Origin of the sequence: Streptomyces sp. C1-1, from assembly GCF_050214755.1 — a bacterium.
In the GTDB taxonomy this organism is placed as follows: Bacteria; Actinomycetota; Actinomycetes; order Streptomycetales; family Streptomycetaceae; genus Streptomyces.
Genome location: NZ_CP189827.1, coordinates 236771 through 261082, shown reverse-complemented (window position 1 = coordinate 261082; position 24312 = coordinate 236771). Strand labels below are relative to the sequence as shown.

General features: G+C 66.0%; 18 protein-coding genes and 3 pseudogenes. 13 read left to right on the top strand and 8 right to left on the bottom strand.

Translation table 11 applies throughout. From position 1 onward, the window contains the following. Positions 1-60 precede the first annotated feature (60 nt). Positions 61-702: an RraA family protein gene (locus ACQF4J_RS47545; protein WP_427168886.1), complete on the bottom strand. Its 642-nt coding sequence runs from the start codon at positions 700-702 to the stop codon at positions 61-63. 677 nt (positions 703-1379) lie between these two features. Here ACQF4J_RS47545 and ACQF4J_RS47540 point away from each other — a divergent pair. Then, positions 1380-2342, top strand: a complete 963-nt coding sequence (locus ACQF4J_RS47540) for a TetR/AcrR family transcriptional regulator (protein ID WP_427168885.1) — start codon at positions 1380-1382, stop codon at positions 2340-2342. 345 nt (positions 2343-2687) lie between these two features. After that, on the top strand, positions 2688-4538 hold the full coding sequence (locus ACQF4J_RS47535; RefSeq protein ID WP_427168884.1) for a BTAD domain-containing putative transcriptional regulator: 1851 nt from the start codon (positions 2688-2690) through the stop codon (positions 4536-4538). 206 nt (positions 4539-4744) lie between these two features. On the opposite strand, the pseudogene ACQF4J_RS47530 reads toward ACQF4J_RS47535, so the two are convergent. Then, a pseudogene (locus ACQF4J_RS47530) lies at positions 4745-5014 on the bottom strand (helix-turn-helix domain-containing protein); the annotation flags it as partial. 349 nt (positions 5015-5363) lie between these two features. Between ACQF4J_RS47530 and ACQF4J_RS47525 the strand changes: the two are divergent. Both ACQF4J_RS47525 and trxA read left to right on the top strand, forming a co-directional pair. Further along, on the top strand, positions 5364-6137 hold the full coding sequence (locus ACQF4J_RS47525; RefSeq protein WP_427168883.1) for an SDR family NAD(P)-dependent oxidoreductase: 774 nt from the start codon (positions 5364-5366) through the stop codon (positions 6135-6137). Positions 6138-6238: 101 nt separating this feature from the next. After that, positions 6239-6568: a thioredoxin gene (gene trxA / locus ACQF4J_RS47520; protein WP_427168882.1), complete on the top strand. Its 330-nt coding sequence runs from the start codon at positions 6239-6241 to the stop codon at positions 6566-6568. A gap of 55 nt (positions 6569-6623) precedes the next feature. Here the strand turns inward: trxA and msrA are convergent, their stop codons facing one another. Then, positions 6624-7133, bottom strand: coding sequence for a peptide-methionine (S)-S-oxide reductase MsrA (msrA, locus tag ACQF4J_RS47515; RefSeq protein ID WP_427169011.1), 510 nt, complete (start codon positions 7131-7133; stop codon positions 6624-6626). A gap of 578 nt (positions 7134-7711) precedes the next feature. On the opposite strand from msrA, the gene ACQF4J_RS47510 reads away from it, so the two are divergent. The 3 genes and pseudogenes from ACQF4J_RS47510 (at position 7712) to ACQF4J_RS47500 (ending at position 9512) form a co-directional block, all read left to right on the top strand. Beyond that, a complete protein-coding gene (locus tag ACQF4J_RS47510) occupies positions 7712-8296 on the top strand; it encodes a sigma-70 family RNA polymerase sigma factor (RefSeq protein ID WP_427168881.1) in 585 nt (194 codons plus the stop codon). Positions 8297-8451: 155 nt separating this feature from the next. After that, positions 8452-9051: a molybdopterin-dependent oxidoreductase gene (locus ACQF4J_RS47505; protein WP_427168880.1), complete on the top strand. Its 600-nt coding sequence runs from the start codon at positions 8452-8454 to the stop codon at positions 9049-9051. A 68-nt stretch (positions 9052-9119) separates the two neighbouring features. Continuing rightward, positions 9120-9512: pseudogene (locus tag ACQF4J_RS47500) on the top strand (hypothetical protein). Between the two features lie 221 nt (positions 9513-9733). On the opposite strand, the gene ACQF4J_RS47495 reads toward ACQF4J_RS47500, so the two are convergent. Genes ACQF4J_RS47495 through tal form a run of 3 tightly spaced genes read right to left on the bottom strand, consistent with a single transcriptional unit; the run spans position 9734 to position 11729 of the window. Further along, a complete protein-coding gene (locus ACQF4J_RS47495; RefSeq protein ID WP_427169010.1) occupies positions 9734-10234 on the bottom strand; it encodes a molybdenum cofactor biosysynthesis protein in 501 nt (166 codons plus the stop codon). A gap of 26 nt (positions 10235-10260) precedes the next feature. Continuing rightward, the gene (locus ACQF4J_RS47490) at positions 10261-10608 is read right to left on the bottom strand and encodes a WhiB family transcriptional regulator (RefSeq protein WP_427168879.1); all 348 of its coding nucleotides are present in this window, start codon (positions 10606-10608) and stop codon (positions 10261-10263) included. After that, complete coding sequence (gene tal, locus ACQF4J_RS47485; RefSeq protein ID WP_427169009.1) at positions 10599-11729, bottom strand: transaldolase; 1131 nt, start codon at positions 11727-11729, stop codon at positions 10599-10601. The genes ACQF4J_RS47490 and tal overlap by 10 nt, the downstream gene beginning before the upstream one ends. 1067 nt (positions 11730-12796) lie before the next feature. On the opposite strand from tal, the gene wrbA reads away from it, so the two are divergent. Together wrbA and ACQF4J_RS47475 are read left to right on the top strand one after the other, a co-directional pair. Beyond that, on the top strand, positions 12797-13399 hold the full coding sequence (wrbA, locus tag ACQF4J_RS47480; RefSeq protein ID WP_427168878.1) for an NAD(P)H:quinone oxidoreductase: 603 nt from the start codon (positions 12797-12799) through the stop codon (positions 13397-13399). A 1748-nt stretch (positions 13400-15147) separates the two neighbouring features. Then, positions 15148-17973 carry a helix-turn-helix transcriptional regulator gene (locus ACQF4J_RS47475; RefSeq protein ID WP_427168876.1) on the top strand — a complete coding sequence of 942 codons (2826 nt, stop codon included), beginning with the start codon at positions 15148-15150 and terminating at the stop codon, positions 17971-17973. A 14-nt stretch (positions 17974-17987) separates the two neighbouring features. On the opposite strand, the gene ACQF4J_RS47470 is transcribed toward ACQF4J_RS47475, so the two are convergent. Together ACQF4J_RS47470 and ACQF4J_RS47465 are read right to left on the bottom strand one after the other, a co-directional pair. Then, positions 17988-19895 carry a BTAD domain-containing putative transcriptional regulator gene (locus ACQF4J_RS47470; protein ID WP_427168875.1) on the bottom strand — a complete coding sequence of 636 codons (1908 nt, stop codon included), beginning with the start codon at positions 19893-19895 and terminating at the stop codon, positions 17988-17990. Between the two features lie 324 nt (positions 19896-20219). Next, positions 20220-20720, bottom strand: a complete 501-nt coding sequence (locus tag ACQF4J_RS47465; protein ID WP_427168874.1) for an ATP-binding protein — start codon at positions 20718-20720, stop codon at positions 20220-20222. 661 nt (positions 20721-21381) lie between these two features. On the opposite strand from ACQF4J_RS47465, the gene ACQF4J_RS47460 reads away from it, so the two are divergent. The 4 genes and pseudogenes from ACQF4J_RS47460 (at position 21382) to ACQF4J_RS47445 (ending at position 24246) form a co-directional block, all read left to right on the top strand. Beyond that, complete coding sequence (locus ACQF4J_RS47460) at positions 21382-22602, top strand: MFS transporter (protein ID WP_427168873.1); 1221 nt, start codon at positions 21382-21384, stop codon at positions 22600-22602. Between the two features lie 35 nt (positions 22603-22637). Then, a complete protein-coding gene (locus ACQF4J_RS47455) occupies positions 22638-23108 on the top strand; it encodes a universal stress protein (RefSeq protein WP_427168871.1) in 471 nt (156 codons plus the stop codon). Between the two features lie 85 nt (positions 23109-23193). After that, a pseudogene (locus ACQF4J_RS47450) lies at positions 23194-23714 on the top strand (hypothetical protein). A 58-nt stretch (positions 23715-23772) separates the two neighbouring features. Continuing rightward, the gene (locus ACQF4J_RS47445; RefSeq protein ID WP_427168870.1) at positions 23773-24246 is read left to right on the top strand and encodes a GNAT family N-acetyltransferase; all 474 of its coding nucleotides are present in this window, start codon (positions 23773-23775) and stop codon (positions 24244-24246) included. The last annotated feature ends 66 nt before the right edge of the window (positions 24247-24312 follow it).

Genomic DNA, 24312 nt, shown 5'->3' with positions numbered 1-24312 from the left:
GCGTCCGTCCGACAGAGCAGCGGCGTGCGGCCCCGGCGAGCATGCGGCCCTGCGTGCACCTCATCCGGCTGGCTCGTTCTCGAACCTGATGGTTCTGGCTGCCTCGGCCTCCTCGGCTGAGATGTCCTTCGCGATGGCGAGGACATGATGCAGGCTCGCTGGAGGGATCACGACACCGCCGGCGCTGTCCATGTGGATGTAGTCGCCGGGGTTCACGCACACGCCGCAGACCTCAACGGCCACTCCGTACGCGTGGGGCATGATCGTGTCGCCGCCCCAGCGGACCGCTTCTCCGGTGCACCAGGTGGCGAAGCTGTATTCGCGCAGCTGGTCGAAGTCCCGCAGTCGGCCGTCGGCCAGGACGCCGGCGAGGCCGGCGCTGTCCGCCCTGGCCAACTTGGTTCCCCCGCCGTGCGATACCTCGGGATAGCCGCCGCTGGAGAGCACGAGTACTTGGCCCGCGGCAGGCCTCTGCCCGAGCGCCCCGTAGAAGTAATGCTTGAAGTCGCGGACCGTTCCCGCCAGGTCCTCGCGGAAGGGCAGAAAGGAGATGGTGGCCACGGGCCCGAAGAGGGGGCGAAGCGGGTCGGGGCTCGACATGGCGGGAATGTGGGCCCGGTGGCCGTGGACCCGGCCCACGGCGTCGACAAGCGTGGCACATCCCAGGCGGGCAGCCCTTGCGGCCAAGGCGTCGTCCTCCATCGGCTTCCTTTCGAAGGGCCACCGGCCTCGACCGGTGGGAGAGTCGGGCACGGACCTGCCCGTGCCCGCGCGCACTTTTGTCAGCGCCCTTCCACAGCTTGTTCTTACCGTCCGGTCTCTGTACCGGTCGACGTCGGCCGCAGTGTCGCTGGGAGGTGAATACCAGCGCGTCCCTTGAGTGCCAGTACGTCTACGGCTTGTCCACTTCGTGTCGGTCGGCCGAGCTTCGCCAGGGGTGAGATGCCGACGACGGCCAACAGACAGAGCAGTAGACGCCGGTTCGTGGATCCGGTCTACAGGTGTTCCGCGGCGGTGGCGCGGCCGGCAACACTGGCTGCTCTAACGGAGCTTCGGAGCTTGAGAGAAAGACGACTCTGTGACGCTTGGCCTGCCTGCCGTGATACGGGCCTGTCGCTTCGATTTCGACAGCGTGATCACCGACGCAACCTTCCTGCACGCCGCCGCGTGGAAGGAGGCGTTCGACACGTTGCTGGAACAGCACCGAGGGCGAGGGGGTCCGCGCGTTTGCCGCGGACGCCGGATACGACGAATTCTTCGACGGCCGGCCGAGCGCCGAAGGTGCGGCAAGCCCCACCCCGACACATTCCTGACGGCTGCTCGCGACCTGGGCCAGCACCCTGCACAGCGCGCGGCCTTCGAGAAACACGCAGGCAGGCATGCGCGCAGGACGATCGGGTCACTTCGGATGGGTGGTCGGTGTCGCCAGGACTGGCCGGGCGGACGTGTTGTACGCGCATGGCGCCGATGCGGTCATCAAGGACCTGCGAGACCTGACCGGCACCCCTGATCCGCGCCCCGGCCGTGATCAGCCACCCCTTCCTTGCGGTGTCGAACGAGTGCAGCGGCCGACGCGGGCGGCCGAGTCGAGGGCTGGAAATCAAAAAGGGACCTTGAGGTCCTTTCTGGAACGTGCTACGGTCCGCAGCGGTAATCTGGCCAATGTGGCGGAACAGGCACGCGACAAGAACAGCTCCCGGCTGACCGAGCGCGGGCGGGCAACTCGAGAGCGCATCTTGAGGGCCGCCAGCGACATGATGTACGTCAAGGGCGTCTCCCTCACGACCCTCGACGACGTCAGGGCTGCCAGCGGAACGAGCAAATCCCAGCTCTACCGCCACTATCCCGACAAGGATGCGCTGGTGCGGGACGTTGTCGCGTTGCAGGCTGCGGAAGTGCTCGATCGCCATCAGCAGCTACTGCGACGGCTCAATTCCTTCCGCGGGCTGGAGCGCTGGCGGGATGCGGTGGTGGAGCGCAACGCGCTCCGAAACGGGGCGTACGGCTGCCCCCTCGGCTCCCTTGCCAGCGAGCTGGCCGATCAGGACGAAGAGGCCCGCAAGGTCATCGCCCGGCACTTCGCCACCTGGGAGGGGCTCCTCGAGGCCGGACTGGTGCGGATGAAGGACTCGGGAGTCCTCCGCGCCGATGCGGACGCCAAAGAGCTCGCCACCGGTCTCATGGCCGCCCTTCAAGGTGGGTACCTACTCGCGCAGACCGCTCAGGACGTCAAACCCATGAAGATCGCCCTCGACATGGCGATCGCCCATGTCAGGACTTATGTCCTGCCCGCTGAGGACGACGATGCGGATGTGTCGGAAGGGGAAGCGGTAGGGCGCTGAGCGTCCGGAGGCAGGTACGGCCGGAGCGGGATTTTCCGATGCGGCGCCCGGAATGCTCGCACCGCAGTTCAGTCCCTTCATCTGCTGGACTTCACCGTCCTCCTGGCGGGTGCCGGAGGGGTGACGGCGTCGGCGAACACGTTCGTCCGCGCGTCTCAGTGTTCACACGCGGCTCAGCTATCACCGAAGCACGTCAGCCTTCTGCGCGAAAGACGCATCGCTTCGATAAATAGAGGACTATTTAGTCCTGAAAATTTGACGAACCTGGGGTACGTTGGGGGACGGCGGTCCCATGTGGACGGCCGAGCAGCGAAGCCTCACAAGGATCCCAGGGCGGTAGGCACGATGTATGTGGGAGTCCAGTTCTCAGTTCTCGGCCCGGTCCGGCTACACAGGCAGGGGGTCGAGGCCGGAGCTGGTCAGCCGAGGCAGTGCGCAGTGCTTGCTTCGCTGTTGCTCAGGGCCGGCCGACCTGTCAGCCTCTCGAAATTGGTAGATGACGTGTGGGGGGACGAAGCCCCACCGTCGGCCATAGGCTCCGTGCGCACCTACATCTACAGGCTCAGACAGGCACTGGGAGAGCAGAGCGACAGCTCCGTACACCTGGTCGACGGCGGCTACCGGCTGCACATCCAACCGGACGCTCTGGACCTGAACAGGTTCAAGGAGACCGCGGCAATGGCGCGAGAGGCGCGTAGCACCGGCGACCTGGCGTCCGCAACAAGCCTGCTGACCAAGGGCCTCGAGATGTGGAAAGGAGTGGCCCTCGCCGGTGTCCCGGGGCCGTTCGCGGACCAGCAGCGCAGCGTCCTCGGCGAGCTGCGTCTCGCCTGTGCCGAGGAGCAGCTCGCCTGCGAGGTGGAGCGAGGGCGTTACGCCGAAGCCGCAGCAGAACTGTCCGCCCTGCTGGTTGAGCACCCGCTTCGAGAGCGCGTATGCGGCCTTCTCATGACGGCGCTCTACGGTGCCGGGCGGCAGTCCGAGGCCCTGACGATCTACCACACGACCAGCCACCTGCTGCGTCAACGCCTCGGTGTCAGCCCGTCGCCGGAACTGCAGCAGGTCCACGAGCGCATCCTGTCCGGACGACTCGAGCTCACGCAAACCACCAACGTCCCGAAGAGCGCGCCGCGCGCACCCTCGCCCCACGCTCCCGCCCAGCTCCCGGCCGCCCTGCCGAGCCTCGTCGGCCGCGAGAGGGAGCAAGAGCAGGTCGAGCGGTTGGTCGCCGATGCAGAAGCGTCGTCCTCCGTGGCCCTCTGCACGATCGGCGGACTGGCCGGCGTCGGCAAGACAGCCTTCGCCACCACCGTCGCGCACCGTCTGGCCGACCGCTTCCCGGACGGACAGCTCTTCGCCGACCTGCAGGGAGCCGGACCGGAGGTCGAGCCGCGGGCCCCCGCGCACGTGCTCGAGCAATTTCTGCAGTCCTTGGGAGTGCGCCTCGAGGACATGCCCGAGACGACACAGGCACGAGGGCTCATGTTCCGCGGTCTGCTGGCCAACCGTCGCGTGCTCGTCGTGCTCGACAACGCACGGAACACAGACCAGGTCAAGCATCTCCTGCCGGGCGGGCCGGGCTCCATGGCCCTCGTCACCAGTCGCATGCAACTGCACGCGCTCGTCGCCGCCTACCAGGCGCTTCCCCTGACGCTCATGCCCCTGAGTCAGGCGGACGCACGCAGTCTGCTGGCCCGCCGGCTGGGCGCGGCGAGGACGGCGGCCGAACCAGAGGCCGTCGACCGCATCGTCCGGCTGGCTGGGCAGCTCCCGCTGGCCCTGGCCAACGTCGCCGCCCGCGCCGCCTACCGACCGCAGCTGCGCCTGGCGAGCCTGGCCAACGAGTACGAGGCGCCGGAACACAGAACACTTGACGCGTTCGCGAGCGAGGAGGACCAAGCGCTCGACGTCCGCGCGTCCCTCACTCGCTCGTACCGCCTGCTCGATACGGAGACGGCCGCGCTCTTCCGCGACCTGAGCGCCTGCCCGGACCCTCTGTTCGCGGCATCGCAGGTCGCGGACCTGGCTGGGCGACCCGAGTGTCGGGTCCGCAAGGTCCTGTCGCGCCTCATACGGGCCCACCTCGTCTCGGAGGTCGGCCCGGGCCGGTACAGCTGGAACCGTCTCGTGGCGGCCTACGCAGCGGAGCAGGCGCGGGAGGGGCTCCTCGACCAGGGCGAACTGGCCGGTTGGTAGGGCGAGCAGGCGCCGTCACCATGCCCCCGGGCTTGCGGAGACGATGCCGCCGCCGGCGGCTGCGGGCACCTAGCTCCCGATCATCGAGGCCTCCGGTGCGATATCCACCTCGATGGCCCTGTCGGAACCGGCAAGCACAGACGTGACCGACCGGAATTCGGTGCCGGCGTTCACCGGCGCACGCTTCCATGCGCTTGAAGCCGTCACCGCAGCGCCTGCTGAAGCGGAACCGACGATACCTCCCTCAGAAAGGCGAGTTCCTCCGCCTTCCTCCACTGTGTGAGTGCGGCGGACGACTGGGCGTAGGAGATGCGGCGCTGCTCGCCGTACCAGGCGGCGGTGCGTTCTTCGAGTGCCTTGTTGTAGACGAGGCGGACGCAGCCGAACGTGCGCGACAGCTGTGCTGCCTGCTCGCCGGTGGGGTTGAAGCGGTACTTGAAAGCCCGCTTGACCTGCTGCGATGACTCACGTTCTATCAGGTCCCGTGTGGGCCGCGGGTGTCGGCCGGTGGCCGCAGACGCCGAATCGCCCCGGAGGCGATTCGCCTTTCCCTGCCCTGCTCCGCAGGAGCTTCGTTTCCTCTCCGGCCTGAAGGTCGGCGTATCCACGAAGGCTTCCCGATGAACGCGTTCAACCGCGCCGCCATCACCAGCAGGTATCCCGTCGGCGCCTGACCTTCATCTGAACCCGGAGGGAAGGAAACCCTCGCACGACCTGGTGTGGGTGGCGTTGTAGAGGCCTTGTAGAGCTGTTGTAGACCCTGCCGTGGAAGCGTCGCATCACAGCAAGGAGTGTTCGTTCACCATTCAATGGAGAGTGATTCCCGTGGCCACGGACTTCGAAGGCAGGAAACTCGTCGTGATCGGCGGCGCCAGCGGCATGGGCCTTGAGACCGCCCAGAACGTGATCGCCGGAGGCGGCAGCGCGGTGATCATCGGCCGCGCTGGCCAGAAGCTCGACGACGCGGTGGCGGCGCTGTCCCGCTCCGGCAGCGCCTGGTCGGTCGAGGCTGACCTGGCCGACCAGGACCAGGTCGTCGAGGCACAGAAGCAGCTGGCGGAGGACCATCCCGACGCTACGCTCCTCGTCAATGCCGCGGGATTCTTCCAGCCCAAGCCCTTCCTCGACTACGAGGTCGCGGACTACGACGCCTACCACGACCTCAACCGGGCGTCCTTCTTCCTGATTCAGACCATCGTCCGGGGCATGATCGCCTACGGCCAGGGCGGCGCCATCGTGAACGTGGGCAGCATGTGGGCGCACCAGGCCCTCGCTGTGACGCCGTCGTCGGCTTACTCGATGGCCAAGGCGGGCCTGCACGCCCTCACCCACAACCTGGCTATCGAGCTCGCCGGCGAGGGCATCCGGGTGAATGCCGTGGCTCCGGCCGTGACCAGGACGCCGCTGTTTGAGAAGGTCTTCCCCGCAGAGCAACTGGACGCTGCGATGGACCAGTTGAGCGGCCTGCACCCGCTCGGCCGGGTCGGCACTCCCCAGGACCTGGCCTCGGCGATCGTCTTCCTCCTCTCGGACGCCTCGAGCTGGATCACGGGAGCCATTCTCAACGTCGACGGCGGGGTCATGGCCGGCCGCAACTAGAAGCATTCTCACGCTCTGCCCGGGACAGCCATCTGACAACTGGGCCGGGCGGGTCCGCCCCAAGGCATCGATCCATGCCGACAGCGCACGAAGGAGCCCGCATGGCAGGCAGTCTGAAAAGCGTGACCGACGAGACCTTCGCAGGCGAGGTGCTCACGAGCGGCAAGCCTGTGCTCGTCGACTTCTGGGCCGAGTGGTGCGGTCCGTGCCGCCTTGTGGCGCCGGTCCTCGAGGCGCTCGCCGCCGAGCACGGCGACAAGATCACGATTGTCCAGCTGAACGTCGATGAAAACCCGCTCACCGCCGAGCAGTACGGCGTCAGCTCCATCCCCACGCTCAACGTCTACCGGGACGGCAAGGTCGTCAAGACGGTCATCGGGGCCAGGCCCAAGCCGGTTCTGGAGCGGGAGCTGCAGGATTTCCTGAGGTGAGCGTGCCTCCGCCCGCCGGCGCCTGCCGCACCATGGTGCGGCAGGCGCCGGCGGGTCAGGCCGGTGGTCGGGGCACCTTCCAGTCCAGCCGGACGTAGTGGCTCATGTGCGCGTCAGGATGGCGCTGAAGGTAGTACTGATGCTCAGGTTCCGCCTCCCAGAACGTGCCGGACGGGACAACCTCGGTGACCAGTTTCCCCGGCCACGATCCAGACGCGTCGCAGTCCGTGATCACCGCCCGTGCGGTGCGTCGCTGCTCCTCGTCGAGGTAGAAGATGGCGGACCTGAAGCTGATGCCGACATCGTCGCCCTGCCGGTTCATCGTGGTGGGATCGTGGATCTGGAAGAAGAACTCCAGGATGCTGCGGTAGTCCGTTCCGGTCGGATCGTAGGTGACTTCAGCTGCTTCCGCGTGGTTCCCGTGGTTCCGGTACGTCGGTTGCACCACCTCGCCACCGGTGTAGCCGACACGGGTGTCCACGACACCGGGAAACCGGCGGAACAGCTCCTGCACGCCCCAGAAGCATCCGCCCGCCAACACGGCATACTCCCTTGCCGCTAACACGCTGCAATTCCCTTCTGTGGCCCGGAAACCACCGACCTCCGGTGCTGGACCGGCCCGGACAGCCAAGGTCCGCGCCTTCGCGTGGTCGTGGCAGCCGTGCAGGGGCCCGGACGCAGCGCGGCCGGACCGCTGGCTCGTCCACCATTAGCTGCATCGAGCGGGGATTCCTTACCTCAGCGACCGGTACGGCGCCGTGAACTGCTCGAAGAGCCCGTCCGGGACCAGCCGAGTTCCAGCCGGGTCGCCCGTCGGGACGGCCCTTCGGGTGCCTGCCCACCAGTGCACTCAACGCCGCACGTGCCTCGCGCGCTGAGATAAGCGGGAACTCCTGTCGGTAAAATCCAGGAACGCGCACAGGGCGAGAGTGAGAACAGCGACTTCGCGTAGACGGTCTGTAGATTGTCCCGTGATTGTCTCGTTCGTACGAGATGATTTGGGGATTGAAGGCCATGAATTCTACGGATGTCAGAAAAACGTGCCGTACGGCTTCAAGCGGACTCGCAGGAACCAACGGCGGCGCTCCGGCAGCCAGGCCCACCACGGAGCGACGCCAACTCGACCCGGAGTCCGCTGCCTGGGTGGACGCGCTGGAGGACGGCTGTGGGCCTCAGTACCAGCAGGCCTGCAAGCGACTGCACGAATTGCTGGTGCGGATTGCCATGGACGAGGTGTTCCGCCGAGGTTCACGTTATCGAATTTCCGGGCCCGAACTGGATGATCTCGCCCATCAGGCGGCTGCGGACGCACTGATGAGGATCACGCGGAAAATCCATGAATTTCGAGGCGAAGCCAGATTCACCACATGGGCGTACCGGTTTGTCGTCCTTGAAGTGTCCAGCAAGCTGGGTCGTCATTTTTGGCGCGTGTCAAATGCCCGTTTTGACTCGGAGGAATGGGCGCAGGTGCCCGACCGCGCGGGCGTGGACCCCGTCAGCTACTGGCAGGCACGCGAGCTGGTCGAGGCCGTGCGCGACGCAGTCGCGACAGCACTGAGCGCCCACCAACGGAAGGTCTTCGTCGCCGTCGTCAACGGTGTTCCCCTGGATACACTCGCCAGCGAGTTGGAGACGAACCGGAACGCGCTCTACAAGACGATGTTCGACGCCCGTAAGAAGCTGCGGGCTCGGCTCATTGCCGGTGGACACCTCGGCACGGCGGGCTGACGCAACGGCCACCGCTGCGGTCCGCGCAGCGATCACCGCCGCCCTGCGACCGCGATCGTACACGTGGCGAGGCCGCAGGTAAGAAGTCACTCCCTACGGGCGCTGACCTCCGAGGGGGCCGCAAGGGCCGCCCCGGACTGACAAGGACGGCGCGCATGACGTTCATCTCGCGCGGGTTCCACGGCCGAAGGCCGTCGGCGGGTACGAAGCTGCCTCCCGGGCAGTACGAGACGACCGGCTTCCCGGTGCTGTCCGCTGGGCCCACTCCCCGCATCCGGAAAGACGACTGGCAGCTGACAGTGAGCACCGAAGCCGGGAAGCGGCATGTGTGGGACTGGGCGGGCCTGATGGCGCTGCCGGCCGAGTCCCCGACCGTCGACCTGCACTGTGTGACGAAGTGGTCGAAGTTCGGCACCAACTGGCAGGGCGTGTCCCTGGACGTGCTGCTCGCGGACGTGGAGACGGCCGCAGAGCACGTCCTGATCACCTCCTACGGGGGCTACACCACGAACATTCCCCTCGCTGACCTGGTCGACGGGAAGGCGTGGATCGCCTACGGCTACGGGGGCGGCGACTTGGCACCCGAACACGGTGGCCCCGCTCGGCTGCTGGTCCCGCACCTGTACTTGTGGAAGTCCGCGAAGTGGGTGCGCGACATCGAACTGCGACACAGTGACGTGCCCGGCTTCTGGGAGAGTGCCGGCTACCACAACTACGGAGACCCGTGGCGAGAGCAGCGGTACCAGGGAGACTAGGCGAGAGACGCCGGTGGCGGACCGTCGAAGTGACGGGCCGACGCGTGGAGTAGGCGACGGCCGTCACGCTGACACTGGACCTGCCGGACTGGCCGGGGCACCTGGCCGGCCAGCATGGGGATGTCAGGCTCACCGCGGAAGACGGCTCCAGCACCGCTCGTGCCCGGGGAGCAATTGGAGCTGTCTGTCGGCGGCTGGTTCGTGTGGACGCAGCAGCAGACGGAGCCGGTTCTCCTGATAGCAGGGGGATCGGGACTCGTACCCCTGATGTGCCGGGGCTGGACACGAGGTACCTCTACAGCAGACAAGCCCCCGCGGACTCACTGCGCCCGCCGGGGCGCATCACCCCGAAGATCTGATCAACGGTGGCTGGCCCGCCGACTTCGAGCCGACACTTGGTGCTTCTGGGACATGCACCTGAGCGAGTACGTACTGAACGCTTCGGCAGGATGTTGAGGTGATGTCCGTAGAGGCCGTCGGCCCCGAGGCGGACGTTGTCCCCGCGAGTTCTTCGCCGTTGATGTGACCGCCGCGACGAGCCGATCTGGCTCGACATGAGGGGCGCGGTCTCACTGGCAATTGAACTGGCAGAAGCCTGAGTTCGCCGCCCGCGCCGTTCGTTGACGCCCAGCACGGGGAACGGTCTGGCGCCCTGCGGCGATCAGTGGCTACGAGGCAGCCTTCAGCGCCGGTCGCGCGGTCCGACCACGCGGAAGTCGGCTTCGCCGACACGGAGGACGCCGTCCGACAGCGGTGTGCACCGTACGCCGCCCTTGCCGCGCAGCGCGCGCTGCGCCCCGGGCCCGATGACAGCGTCCATCCACGCGCACGGCCGTGCGGCGCGGTTGACTGCGAACGCGATCGGGCCGTCGCCGGTGTCGAGCTCCACGATCCGATCGATGCAGGCGTCGATGTCGACACCTCGGAGCAGGATGTTCCGTCGTGTCTGCTGGAGGCCGACTGCGGGGGCGATGTGTGTGGGAAGATTCTCTGACGCCATGATGGTCACGGAGGCGTCCCGGTGAGCCGGCTGAGCGAAGTACCGGTCGCCGACGATTCCGAGGTGACGGCGTACTCGGATGTGTTGCACCAGCCCGCCGACAGGGTCTGCTGACGGGCCCTCAGCAGGCCTTCCGGAGTACCGGTGCACGGGCGACACGAGGAGTTGCACCACGTGCACCAGCTCGTCGTGAGTGACGTGTGGGGAGCTCAAACCGAGTCAATTCCCTTCTTCCCCAAGGGACCGCTTTCCTGGGCGTCGGGAAGTATTCTCCTGCGGGCCCGGACCCGTTCTTCCTCGTCCATTCCACCCCAGATCCCGTACTCCTGTGCTGTGGCGAGCGCCCAACTGGCGCACTGCTGGCGGACCGGACATGTCTGGCACACGGCCTTCGCTTCGTCGGCCTCGCGCCGGCCGGGGCCCTTCGGCCCTGCGGGGAAGAACAGTTCGGTGTCGAGGCCCCGGCAGCCCGCGCTGTCGAGCCATGTCAGCAGGCCGCTCGCCCGGGGCTGGAGCCAGGGTCGGTGCGTTCCAAAGGTGCCATCGCTCATGGCCATGTGTGCAATCTGCGCGTGCAGGCCTCGAGCCGGGACTCGGTTGCGGTGAGAAGGCTGTCCCAGGACGCCTGGAACTTCGCCACGCCCTCGTTCTCCAGTTGCTGGACGACTTCGGAGTAGGAGATGCCCAGGTGCTCGATCGCTTCGAGGTCGGCCCGTGCCTCGTCGTACGTGCTGCGGAGGTCGCGACCTGCGGCGTGTTCCCGTGCTTCGACGGCGAGCAGAGTCGCCTCGGGCATGGTGTTCACGGTATCCGGGGCGATGAGTCCGGAGACGTATTTGGTGGCCTCGTACGCCTTGTCCTTGACACCCGTGGAAGCCCACAGCGGGCGCTGCTTGTTCGCCCCGGCACGGTGCAGGCGGTTCCAACGCTCACCGGAGAAGGCCTCCTCGAAGATCTCGTACGCCAGGCGGGCGTTGGCCACGGCGGCTCTGCCTCGGAGAGCTCTGGCCTCGGGGGTGCCCAGGGCGTCGAGGCGCCGGTCGACCTCGGTGTCCATACGCGAAACGAAGAACGATGCCACCGAGGAGATCTGCGACACGTCCAAGCCGCCGGCACGGGCCTTCTCCAGGCCTGCCACATAGGCCTCGGCAACCTGTCGGTAGCGGGCCAGGGAGAAGATCAGGGTCACGTTGACACTGATTCCCTGGGCGATGGTCTCGGTGATGGCGGGCAAGCCCGCATCGGTTGCGGGAATTTTGATGTAGGTGTTCGGGCGGTCCACCAGCCAGGTCAGATGACGTGCCTCGGCGATCGTCGCCGTGGTGTGATGAGCCATGTGCGGATCGACCTCGATGGAGACGCGGCCGTCCTGGCCGGCGGGGGACACGAGGAAGGCCGGGCGAAGTAGGTCGGCGGCGTCGCGCACATCCGTCGCTGTGACGGTCCGGACAGCTTCCTCGGCTGACACGCCGCGCACTGCGAGTTCGGACATCTGGGCCTCGTACTCCACTCCGTGCGATATCGCGTCCCTGAAGATCGTCGGATTCGTCGTGACGCCCACCACGCTTCGGCTGCTGATCAGCTCCGACAGGCTGCCCGACTTGATCCGCCCACGTGACAGGGTGTCCAGCCACACGGACACACCGGCGCCCGACAGATCCTTCAACATGCTCGTCATGTGTCCCACACCTTCCAGAGGTGGCGAGGAGGGCAGCAGCACGGGCCGCCTAGGTGTGCTCCCGTCTGCGCAGCGGCGGCCCGGCAGTGCGATCCATGTGCACCGGACCGTGCCTGCGCCGGCCGCACCGTCGGGCTGACGTCTTGCATCGGCGCGCACCGGTCGGCGCAGGCGCCGTTGAACGGGGATGCAGCCTCAGGCGCCCTGTGGTCCGCAGAGAAGGCGCCTCGGTAGGGCTCGAGCATAATGCGCCTTCTTGGTCAGGGGCAGAGGGAAGAACCGCACGTCGACGTGGAGTAGACGCGCTGTGGATGGCACGCCTGCCATGTCGGGTGCTGGGGTGCTGGGGTGCTGGGGTGCACGTGCTGGTGCGCGGGGCGCGAAGCGTGCCGGAGTGCGTCGCGAGTTGTTCCGCCGCAAGGCGGTAACTCATCCTCACGTCTCACTATGACCATTCTTCGCAACTGCCGTCACCATGAGGGGACATCACGGCGTCGGGCTTCGAAGCCTTGCTTTCGCCGTCCTGCTCCTGGCTTCCGGGGGAGTGTGTCCCGCATGACTTCCACCTAGACCGCCGATGCCCGGTGTGCCTCGGCGCGCCTCCCTGCGACGCGACCATCCTTCCCACTCTTCGTCCCGCGGGTCGTCAAGATGACGACCGGCAGCCCGACGTCGAGCGAGATGTTTTCCTTCGACCCGCCGGAACCCACCTTCCAGAGGCGCGAGCCCCTCCACATGTCTTTCTGTTATTGGCTCTGGAGACCACTTCGGAGATGAGCGTCCGGGAGAAGCACCCTCTACTGCGCGTGTTCGTTCGGTCACAGCGGATGGATCTGCCTGGGGGCCACGAGGTAAGAAGTGGTTCCTCCTGGGGCGCGTACTTGCGAGAGATCCACAAACGACGAACGAACAGAGACACGAGCACGTTCTGACGGTGCTTGCCCTCCGGTCGGTTGCTGGATACCGAATTCAGGTGGGAGTTAGAAGTGACGGCCATGCTGCAGTCCTCCTGCACAGCTGACCCCCACCGTCAAAGAACCGTAACTGAGTAGAACAGGAGTTCGCCCATGGCTGTACGACTCGCGGTCATCTACTACAGCGCCACCGGGAATGTCCATCAGCTGGCGGAAGCCCTCGCCAAAGGCGCGGAAGGCCGAGATGCCGAAGTACGTCTGCTACGTGTTCCCGAGCTGGCACCCGACACAGCTATAGACGCCAACCCGGTCTGGCGAGCTCACGTTGACGCCATGAAGGATTCGGTCCCGGAGGCGACCTTGGAGGACCTGGAGTGGGCGTCGGCGTATGCGTTCGGCACGCCGACGCGGTACGGGAACGTGTCGGCCCAGCTCAAGCAGTTCATCGACTCGACCGGGGCACTGTGGCAGGCTGGTGTGTTCCACAACAAGCCCGTGACGAGCTTTACCTCGGCAACGAACCGTCATGGCGGGCAGGAGTCGACGCTGCTGGCCCTCAACAACGTCTTCTACCACTGGGGTTGCGTCATCGTTCCCCCCGGCTACACCAGTCCTGTGCTGTTCGGTGCCGGCGGCAATCCCTACGGGACGAGTTGGCCGAGCGGTGGTGGTGAGGGGCCCGACCAGGCGACCCTGGACGCTGCCAACTACCAAGGTCGGCACCTCGTCGAGATCGCGGAGCGGTTGCGCGGATGAGACGTCACTTCATTTGGTGATGCGACTCAACTCCCGTGCGGGGGAGCCGATGTGTGATGCGAGCCATCGCCGCGGGCCATGTTGGCCCAGCCCTTGTCGCCCTGGATCGTGGTGGGACTTGCGGTGGGACCACTGGAGTCACGGCCGGGCAGTTGTGTGGGCCAGCTGGGAAGAGCGGAGCTAACCAATCGACAGTGGTGGCCGCGCGGGTGACACCACTGAGAGCTGTCTCGCCGCCCGCCCCCGGTGGCCGACTTCTGTGGACGGATCTCCAGGCAGGCCGGTATGCCTGGAAGGCGTCGACGCCGCCGGCCGCGCCGGTGCGGGCGTAGAGGAATCTGCCGTGGCCGGAGACAGGCACGTCCACCGTGCCGGCCCCGATCGGGGTGGTGGTGAGCGAGGTCATGTGCCGCCACGCCCCGTCCGCAAACCGGTCAACGTGCTGCTTCCGGCGTTCGCCGCGTAGACGTGGCTGCCCACGGTAGCCATCCAGCAGGTCGCTGCCTACCCGATCGCCTCCTCGCCGACTTTGGTGAGGCGGTTGTCCCCGTCGACCCGACAGGTGGCAACCGCGTTCGGTCCCGCTTCGGTGACGACGAGCCGCCCGGGCCGGTCGAAGGAGCGGCACCGAGCCGGGCGTGTCCGGGATCACGGGCTTGGAGGCGATACCCAGCAGACCGATCCGGAAGACCTCGAGGCTGTTGCCTCCGGCATTGGTGGTGACACTCGGTCTACTGCCGTCCGCGGGGCAGCCGATCTGCCCCGGAGTCTGTGAACTGCGGTGTTGCTGCCGGGTCCAGTCCCAGACCTCGACGCCATGACGGCACCTTCACCAGATGCCCGGCGACGTGGACGTAGCCCCTGCACCGAGCCACCGTCGAGGGCTGCCGGCATTGACCACGTGCAGCACACGGTGTGCCGGGTCGTACGTCAGGGATCCGTGGGAAGCCAACCTGTCCGCGACGGCCCCGTCGACCTTGCCGCCCAGACCCTCCGGTCGCGTACACACCCTGCTGTAGCAACGTGCCGTCGTCCGTACGGTTCGTAGGTCACGACAACATTGCCGTCTTGCGCGTCGCTCTGCACGAGCACCGGCGCATCGGAGGCTTCTCGCCTCAGGTGACGTGGGCTCGCCGACGCGGGGTCGGAGCGTCCGATCAGTTCGACTGTCTTACAGCGCCGGGCTTGTACGTCAACGCGGTGTGCAGCCGGGCGTTCCCTCCCCGGCGGCTGCGGCGACTTCGTCACGGACGTTCCACGTGGGTCCAAACGCCGTCTACGGACACCTCCCGTAGCGGAGAGCCCTTCCGACCTCAAGCGACGCGCTTCCAGTGACCCGGCGGAGGCAGAGCTCTTGCCGGAGGCGGCCTCGACCGTGTGAATTCCCGGCTGCGAGCAGCCCGACGATGCTGGTGTCGACGACGCTGGCAAGAGCTCTCGAAGGCCGGACGTTGCGGTTGTGTGCGGCGACACCGTCGATGTCGTCGCCGCGCTCAAGGAACCGACGGCATCTTCGGGGAGTGCGGGCGACTTCGACCTTGAGCTGATCGAGCATCGGACCTTCGACGGCTACTCCCGAGAGCTCATTCATCGGCGCATCCAGCACCGCCGAGTGTTCTGTCACGCACCCCGACCGGTCACACCCTGACCAGGCGAAGAACCCGGAACGTGCAAGCTTCTTGATCTACAGCTGCCGCACATGCCCCCTGAGCCTTGATGCACAGCACATACGGGGGAACACTGGAGCAATGAAACGCAGGGAGCTTGAACTGCTCGAAAGAGCGAGAGAGTCTGCCCTCATAACAAACACCATCAAAGGGATTGAGAAGGGCGGCGGCTTGCTCCTGGTGAAGGGGGTGGCCGGTACCGGAAAGAGCCGACTGCTGTCAGAGATCCGGACTGCGGCGGTCCAGGCCGGGCTCGGTGTGACCACTGCGCGCAGCACGGAATTCGAACAGGATTTTGCCTTTGGTGTAGTGCGGCAACTGTTTGAAGAGTTGGTATTCAAGGCTGATCGGACCACTCGGGAGTCCTTGTGGACGGGAGCAGCCAGGCAAGCGAGAGAAGTCATTGAGACTATCTCCAGTGCTGGTGAACCTGGCGATTTTGCGGTTCTGCACGGTCTTTATTGGCTCACCATCAACGCATGCCAAGATCGCCCACTCGTATTGGTAGTGGACGATCTTCAGTGGTGCGACAGGCCTTCACTGCGGTATCTGGCTTACCTCCTACCTCGCATCGAGACGCAACCGTTGCTGGTAGCTGTTGCGCTACGCACAGGGGAGCACGCTACTGATGAACGTCTGCTGCAGCACATAATTTCCGCTCCCGCGCTCGCAGAGCTGAATCCGAAGGAGCTCAGCGCCCAAGCGACCGCAAACTTGCTGCAGCAGGTAATGGATGGCGAGGTAGAGGAAGAGTTCGCAAGTACCTGTCACCGGGCTACCGGTGGAAACCCGCTGCTGTTGCGTGAACTCGGCCTTACCTTCTCCGCGCAGGGCCTGTCAGCCAGCGACAGGAACGCCGGACGGGTGGCTGATCTCGGGGGGCTTGCAGTGGCCGATCTGGTCGCCTCCCGCCTCATGGCTTTGCCGGCGGCTTGCGCACCGTTGGCTCGGGCGGTTGCAGTTCTGGGCGACCGCTCGCCGCTGATGCGCGCCGCGCGTCTGGCAGGGCAGGATTCCATCAGTAGGGCACTTGAGTGCGCCATCCTCTTGGAGCAGAGGGGAATTGTGCGTATCGACGAGGTGTACGGGTCTCCGACTCTCTCCTTTGTGCACCCTCTCGTGCGTAATGCCGTCTATGAATCCCTTGACCGTGCCGACCGCACCACATCACATCACCGTGCCGCAATACTTTTGCGGGAGAGCGGCTCCCCCGCAGAGCAGGTGGCGTACCATCTGATGCGAATACCGGCAACCATGGATCCGGTAGCAGTTACGGACCTACGTGCTGCTGCTGCAGCTGCAGCAGCACGCGGCGCTCCGGAGAGTGCTTATGTCTATTTGCGTCGAAGTCTTGACGAGTCGCTCAAAGGCGACGAGCGGCGCGCGATTTTGCTCGAAGCCGGAAAAACGGCACTACTGTTTGATGTCGTGACTGGGGCACGTCTTCTGCAAGAAGCGTGGGAAGGCATGGACCCTGCTGAACGCGCAGAAATTGCGCCCTATTTGGGTATGGCCTATATTTACCTCGCAAGGCCGGACGCCGGAGTTGATATACAAAAGTCAACAATTTCAGGCCTTCCGACCACTGATCCTGATCTCAGGAAGCGCCTTCAGGCCTGCCTCCTCAGTTCCAGTACTTGGTATGTCCCCGGCAGGGAAGACATAGTCGACTGCTTGCCAGAACTACGTCAGCTCCCGCAAGGAAAGGGCTACGGAGACCGCCTTCTGTATTGTGCGGTTGCTGGTCGCAATACCGCTCTGGGAGACCCGTCCGGGGTGCTTCGGGCGCGCGAGACCCTCGCAGATGATGCGTTCGTCGACCAAGCAGATCCCAACGGGCCGCTGGCTTGCGGATGGTGGTCCCTGGCGGCGGCTGACGACGACATGTCAATAGCTAGCCTGGACAGTGCGGTGAAGCGAGCTCATGTGGGCGGTTCCCTCTTCACATTGGCCTCCGTCTACATTCATCGCGGCTACACCTTGTTGTGGCACGGTGATCTTGCAGGGGCCGAACAAGATGGACGCGAGACAATTCGAGTGGGACAACTGAACGGTTCGGCGGTTACCCGCCTTTTGGGCTGCACAGTTCTGGCCGAGGCCTTGATCGAGCAAGGACATCTCGATGAGGCTGAGCGGACCCTTGCCGAGGTGGGAGTCACCGCGACAACGTGCCCTCCAGGTCCGGTGTACCTGTCCCTGACGGCGCTCAGCCGGCTGCAAAGAGCCCGAGGCAACCATGAAACGGCTCTTGAAATTGCCCGACAGGCAGAGGAAGCGTGCCGTCTCTATCAGATTCAAAATCCGGCAGTCGCGGACTGGAGAACACTGGCTGCACTGGCTCTTCACTACCTTGATCGCGACAGTGAGGCTCGCGTCATCGCGGGTGAAAATCTCAACCGTGCTCGACGATGGGGCGCGCCTCGCACTCTGGGGCGGGCGTTGCGTGTATCTGGCCTCATCTCGCCCGAACAGGACCGAATTGAACTATTCGAACGGGCGGTAAACGTACTCAAGGAGTCCCCTGCGCACCTTGAGTATGCAAAGGCCCTGGTCGACCTTGGTGCCGCACTACGTAAGGCTGGTCACCGCAATGACGCTCGTCCGCCCCTACGACAGGCCCTTGATCTCGCCACCCGATGCGGTGCAGTACCCCTGTCAGACCGAGCCGGTGCTGAACTCGCCACCGCAGGAGCCCGCCGTCGGCGCATAGCACTTACCGGTCCGGGCGCCCTCACCCCGTCCGAGAGAAGAGTCGCGGACTTGGCGGCACATGGCCAGACGAACCGGCAGATCGCCCAAACTCTCTTCGTCACCCCGAAGACTGTCGAGGTCCACCTTTCAAACTGTTATCGCAAGCTGTCCGTTACCAGCCGCGTACAGCTTTCCGCCGCACTGGGTGTGTCGTGAATGACGTGGAAACTTCACGAGGGGAAATCTACTGGCGCGGCAGGGGCCGAACCGGAAGCGGTTGGTGGATCGTGGCTGACGGTCTGGTCGGGTTTTTCCGACACGCCTGAGCCTGCTTGCTCTGTGGCGTAGGCGGCCACGAGTCGGTTCCAGGTGTACTTGCCCGGCACGATCTCTGAGACGAGGTGTGCGCGGATCAGCCGCGAAAGGGTCTGACGCACCCGCTGTTCGGGCTGCGCGGCTGTTCTGGCGGCGTCGGACGTGGCGAACACGTGGCCAGTCCAGGCGCCGAGGGCGCGGAAGAGGGAGGCGGCCTCTGGGTCGAGTAGACGGTACGACCGGGCGATGGAGGCGCGCACGTCGAGCACCGGGTCCGATTCGCTGGTGAAAGCGTCCAAGGGGCCGCGCTCGGACGGCGCGTATTCGTCGGCCAGGCTCGCCAAAGGCACCTGGGGGCGGTAGGCCGCGCGGGCGGCGACATTGGCCAGTGCGAGGGGGAGGCGTCCGGCGAGGTGGATGATGCGGTCGACGGCCTCGGGCTCAGCAGACGTCCTCGCTGCTCCGAGTCGGCGGGCGAGAAACCTGCGTGCGTCCGCCTGACTCAGTGGACGCAGGGTCAGGGGAAGCGCCTGGTGGGCAGCTACCAGCGCGTGGAGCTGCGTGCGGCTGGTGATGAGGGCCATGGAACCGGGGCTTCCTGGCAGGAGATGCTTCAACTGGTCCGCGTTCCAGGCGTTGTCGAGCACAATGAGCATGCGGCGCTTAGCCAGCAGGTCCCGGAACATGAGCCCTCGAGCCTGTGTGGTCTCGGGTACGGCCTCGGGCCGGACCTCTAGAGACTGCAGGAAGTCCGCGAGGATCCCTGCCGGGTCCCTCGGCTCGCCTCCTGGCTCTTCCCCGTGCAAGTCGGCGAAGAGCTGGCCGTCCGGGAAGCGGTCTGCCAGACGATGGGCAACGGTGGTGGCGAAGGCTGTCTTGCCGACGCCTGCCGCCCCGCCGACCACGCAGAGGGCCACCGAGGACGACGTCTCAGCATCAGCGATCAAATGCTCGACTTGCTCTTGTTCCTTCTCGCGCCCAACGAGGTGGGGCAGGGCTGCCGGCAGTTGGGCCAGCGGCCGGGGAGAGGCGGTATGTCGCCCGCCGGCCGTGCGGTCGGTGCTTTTCGGCAGCTGGAATCGCCCGGAGAGTATGCGCTCGTGGACTTGCTGCAGTTCCGGCGACGGGTTGACGCCGAGGCGTTGACGCAGCAGGTGACTGGTCGAGTGGTAGATCGTCAGAGCCTCGGACTGCCGCCCCGCGCCGTACAGCGCGGTCATCAGGAGGACGCATACGCGCTCACGCAGGGGGTGTTCGACAAGGAGAGCGGACAGTTCAGCAGCAGCCTCGGCGTAGCGCCCCCTCTCCACCTCGCAGGCCAGCTGATCCTCGGCGCATGCGAGACGCAACTCGCCCAGGACCCTGCGCTGCTGGCTTGCGAACGGCCCCGGGACCCCGGCGAGGGCCTCCCCCTTCCACATTTCCAGGCCCTTGGACAGCAGGTTCGCCGCGGCCTCCGGGTCGCCGGCGCCGCGGGCCTCTCGTGCTTCGGCCGTCGTTTCCTTGAACCTGTTCAGGTCCACGGCATCCGGTTGGATGTGCAGAACGTAACCCCCGTCGACCAGGTTCAGTGAGCTGTCACTCCGCTCACCCAGCGCTCGCCTGAGCCGGTAGACATAGGTGCGCACGGAGCCTGTGGCCGACAGCGGGGCCTCATCGCCCCACACGTCCTCCACGAGTCTCGAGAGACTCACCGGCCTGCCCGCCCTGAGCAACAACGAGGCAAGCACTGCGCATTGCCTAGGCTGGCCGGCCGCCTCCTCCAGCCCTTGCTTGTGCAATCGGACCGGGCCCAGGACCGAGAACTGGATGTCTGCGTGCATGACTTCTACCGCCCTGAATGCTCTTCAACGGGGGCGATCTTCACGTCGCCGAGTCCTGCGGCGGAGACCTGAACGGCATACGGGTCGGTATACGCGTACGAGGATCGGACGGGCCCAGGTACAAGCAGGTGGGAAGTGACCGCGACTGCAAAGTCGATGGTGAGTTCCAGGTCAGGAGAGCTCATGGTGATTCCCTTTTGTGGTCGGTGCGCAGGGTGGATCAGGTCGGGAAGCTGGAGACTTGCCTTGCAGCACGAGTGAGGGCGTCTCGTAACCTTTGGCGAGTGCACCGGGAGGTGCGGCGCAGTTCGTGAAGAAGGCGCTTCAGGCCGTTGCTTCGTGAACGGTCAGGAGGGCCCAGTGTGTGGCGGTGCCGCCGGGGTGGGGCCGAATGCCGTGGCTGGTGGCCAGTACCTCGACGAGGGCCAGGCCCCGGCCGTGCTCCTCGCGGGTGCAGGAGGAGGTCCAGGCGCCATCGTCCTGGGCCGGCCCTCCGTCGGTGACGCCGACCCACACGACTTCTCCGGCCCGATCCCGATACAGGTGCAGCGTCACGGGCGGCAAGGCATGCTCGACGGCATTGGTGACCAGTTCGGACACCACCAGGAGCACCGACTGCGCGGCGTCCTGGTCGACGCGCCAGTTCTCAAGGACGGCGCGGGTGATCGCTCGTGCCGCACCCGCGGCGACCGGCCGGTGCTCCAGCGCCTGGGTCACGGCGCAACCGACCGCTGCACCCGCGCCGGACACCGCGGTGTCCGGTCGGTCACGCGTCGGGCACGTGTCCTGGGCCGGGCGGACCAGGTCCTCGACGGTGGCGTACATGGCGATCACTTCCCGTGCTGCGGGAAACGGCCTCATGGATCTCGGGCCCTTTCGGTGAAATCCTTACGCCCTCTGTTCTACGAGCCTCGATCAAGCCGGGCATTAGGGGTGGCCCCTAATGTTTCGGGGCCTTGACCCCCGATCTTGGGCACGCGAGACAACGGCTGGAGCGATCCGGCCCCGTGGGAGACCGTGCGAAGGCACCCATCGAGCCGCGGTCTCCCGGACCGTCACCGCCTCGATCCGCGATCCGGATACGGAACAAGATCGCGACGCCGTCGGTAAGACGGCGCGACGAGCCGACACTAACTGCCTGCACGATGACGCCGGCCTGTGCATCACCGGACCGGGGCTCCGCGACCAAGTGCCGAACGCTCACAGAAGGAGCAAGAGAATGAGCGATACCGACCAGTCGGCCGAAGTCCTGGCGACCCTCGAGCAGTTGAGCCTTGACCACGTCAAGCCCGAACACGGACGCGTACCAACAGCGTGAGGGCACCTGGGTCTGTGCTTCGGCAGGTGCGATCGCTCCGGGCGCCTGACCCGTTCTCCACTGGCCCCCGCTCGCGAGACAACCGTGCACTCGGACTGGGGATTCGCAGAAGCCCAAGGGTGGGTCAGGACAAGAGAAAGACGTGATTCGATGCACAACACGGCGCCAGTGACCGACCCTGTCACCAGGGCGGCAACGCACCGGCTTGCCTTTTTCTCAGCGGTGATCTCCCTGGTGGCCGTATTTGCCGCCGTGGGCTCGACGATCCCGCTGTTCAACGTCTACCGGGCCGAGGACGGGTTCACCAACGCCGAAATCTCGATCACCGTCGTCGCCTACTCCGTCGCCACCCTCGCCACTCTGCTGTTCCTGGGGGGACTGTCCAGTCATCTGGGTCGACGGCCCCTAGCGATCACCAGCCTCAGCCTGCTCCTGCTCGGCTGTCTGCTGCTGTTGGACGTGCACGACATCGGCGTTCTGATTGCAGGTCGGGTCATGATGGGCCTCGGCGCCGGACTCGCCAGCAGCAGCCTCACCTCCTACATCGTCGACGCCGCACCCCCCAAGCCGGCCTGGTTGGCGTCGGTCGCCTCCAGCCAGACAGTCATGCTCGGCCTCGCCGTCGGCGCCGTCACTTCCGGCGCCCTGGTTCAGTACGGGCCATGGCCACGGGACCTGATCTACCTGGTTGTCATCGGCCTCCTTCTCCTGTCGGTCGCACTCATCGCCGTCAGCCCGGAAACCGCGACTCCCATGCCGGGCGCCTGGCGGTCACTGCGGCCCCGGGTCGGCCTACCCACCCGAGTCAGGCGTCTGCTCCCCGTCGCGGCAGCGGTGTTCCTGGCTACCTGGGCGGCCGGGGCGTTCTACCAAGCGTTCGTGCCCGCACTGGTCGAAGACCAACTGCATATGCGCAGCACACTGATCCTCGGAGTGACATTCGCTGCCTACATGGGTCCCAGTGTCCTCGGCGCTCCCCTCGGCGGCCGGTTCACCCCCGCGAGAGCCCAGCGCGTCGGCATGATTGGCTTCCTGGTCGGCATGATCGGCGTCATCACAGCCATCGGCACCGGCACACTGGTGCTGTTCATCGCCGCAACCGTCGTCGCCGGCGCCAGTCAAGGCATCGCGATCAGCGCCGCAACCCGAGGCCTGCTGCACGGCAGCACCCTGGCCGACCGGGCACCAACCTTCAGCGTGATCTACCTGCTCTCCTACAGCGGTGCGACGATCCCTGCCCTCATCGCCGGCCAACTGACCCACACCTTCTCGCTGCCACAGATCTCGCTCGGCTACGGCGCACTTGCCTTCGTCTCCACCCTGTTCACGGTCCTCGGCGCACGCAACCCGCAGCTCACTGCGATCGCGAACAGCCAGCACGTCGAATAGCCGAACGAACTTCATTCCTTAGGGAGAGCGCACACATGTTCCGTCGAATATTGGTCGCGGTTGATCCAAGCCCTTCGCGTCTCACCTCCGTACGTATGGCTGGTGAGATGGCCCGGTTGGCCGGTGCCTCCGTCCACGTCCTGCATGTCGTCGCAGCGACCGCCACCCTCGGCACCCTCGTACGCCTGGAGGATGACGCCGAAGCCAGGGCGATCCTCGACGAGGCCGTCCTCGCTCTGCGCGACGAAGGAATCAAGGCAGACGGCACGCTCGCCAGCGGGTTGCTCAACGATGTGCCGGCCCTGATCAACGAGACGGCCGGACAGTTCGGCGCCGATCTCATCGTCCTCAGCCCGCACCACCGCGGAGCCGTCGCCGCCCTCTTCAATCCCCGCGTGAGCGACATCGTCCCGCACGCCAGCCACACGGCCGTCCTCCTCGCTCCGGAAAGGCCAGCGCAGGGGGTCATGACGTCGCCTGCAGAAGACGGGGGCTGCACTCTCTGACGAAACTCATGGCAAGCAGCTCGACCGGTGCGGTCGTTGACGTTGGCCGCGGTGTCGTGGCCGGACGTGACCAAAGGGCGGACGCATGAAAGTCACCGTGATCGGCGGAACCGGGCTCATCGGGTCGCGGGTGGTGAACGTCCTGAACGCGAGCGGGCACGAGGCCGTGCCGCACTCGCCGTCCACCGGACTGGACCTGTTGAGCGGGAAGGGTCTGTCCGACGCGTTGTCGGGAGCCGATGTCGTCGCATGCCGTACTCGATCGTCCGCGCCACGCAGTTCTTCGAGTTCATGGACACGGTGATGTCGTGGACCTCCGACGGCAAGACCGTCCGCCTGCCCGCCACGCGCATGCAGCCCATAGCCGCGGCGGACGTCGCTCTGGCCGCGGCCGCGGTCTGCGTCGGTGCCCCACTGAGGGGCACGCGCAACGTCGCCGGCCTCGAGGTCTTCGCCTTCGACGAGGGCCGGATCACTCTGGCCGCGCGTGGTGACCAGCGCAGCGTCGTCACCGACAGCAAGGCTGGCATGTACGCCGCCGCCTCGGGAGGCGCTCTCATAGCCAAGAGTGACGCAGTTGTCGCCGGAACCACCTACCGGGACTGACTCACGTCGTGACCGAGACGGGGCCTGCACGAAGGGTCCCCCGACAGAAAGTGTGACCATGGCGATCAATCCCGAAGCCGAGGCTTCCGCCAGGGAAGAGAACAACGTTGCACTCATCGCCGCTTTGGACAGGTCAGGTGTCAGTGAGGTGGAGTCCAGCTGGGAGCTCGACGTCCTCAACGACGCGGAACACGGTCGCTGGGTCGCCGCCCTCGGTCCCGAAGCCATCGGCGAGCTTTCGTACCGGTTCGTGGGCGGCCGCGTTGTGCTGCTGACGACCTGGGTCGACCCTGCCTACCGCAATCATCGGGTGGCTACGGAACTCGTCTCTCGCGTGCTGGACGAGATCCGCGAAACGGGGAAGAAGATCACCATCTTCTGTCCCGTGGTGGGTGAGTTCATCGAGCGCAACCCGGCGTACGCCGACCTCATTGACAAGGTCCATCCCGGCGCCGGCGCCTATCCGAAGCACGAACGCGCGGGAGTCGGACCTGAGGAGGAGCTCACCGCGGTCGAGCGCGACCTGACGTAACCGTCCGGTGTTAGGGCCGAGCGTGAACGTCGCGACGCCATAGAGAGCATGTCCATCTCGTCAGGT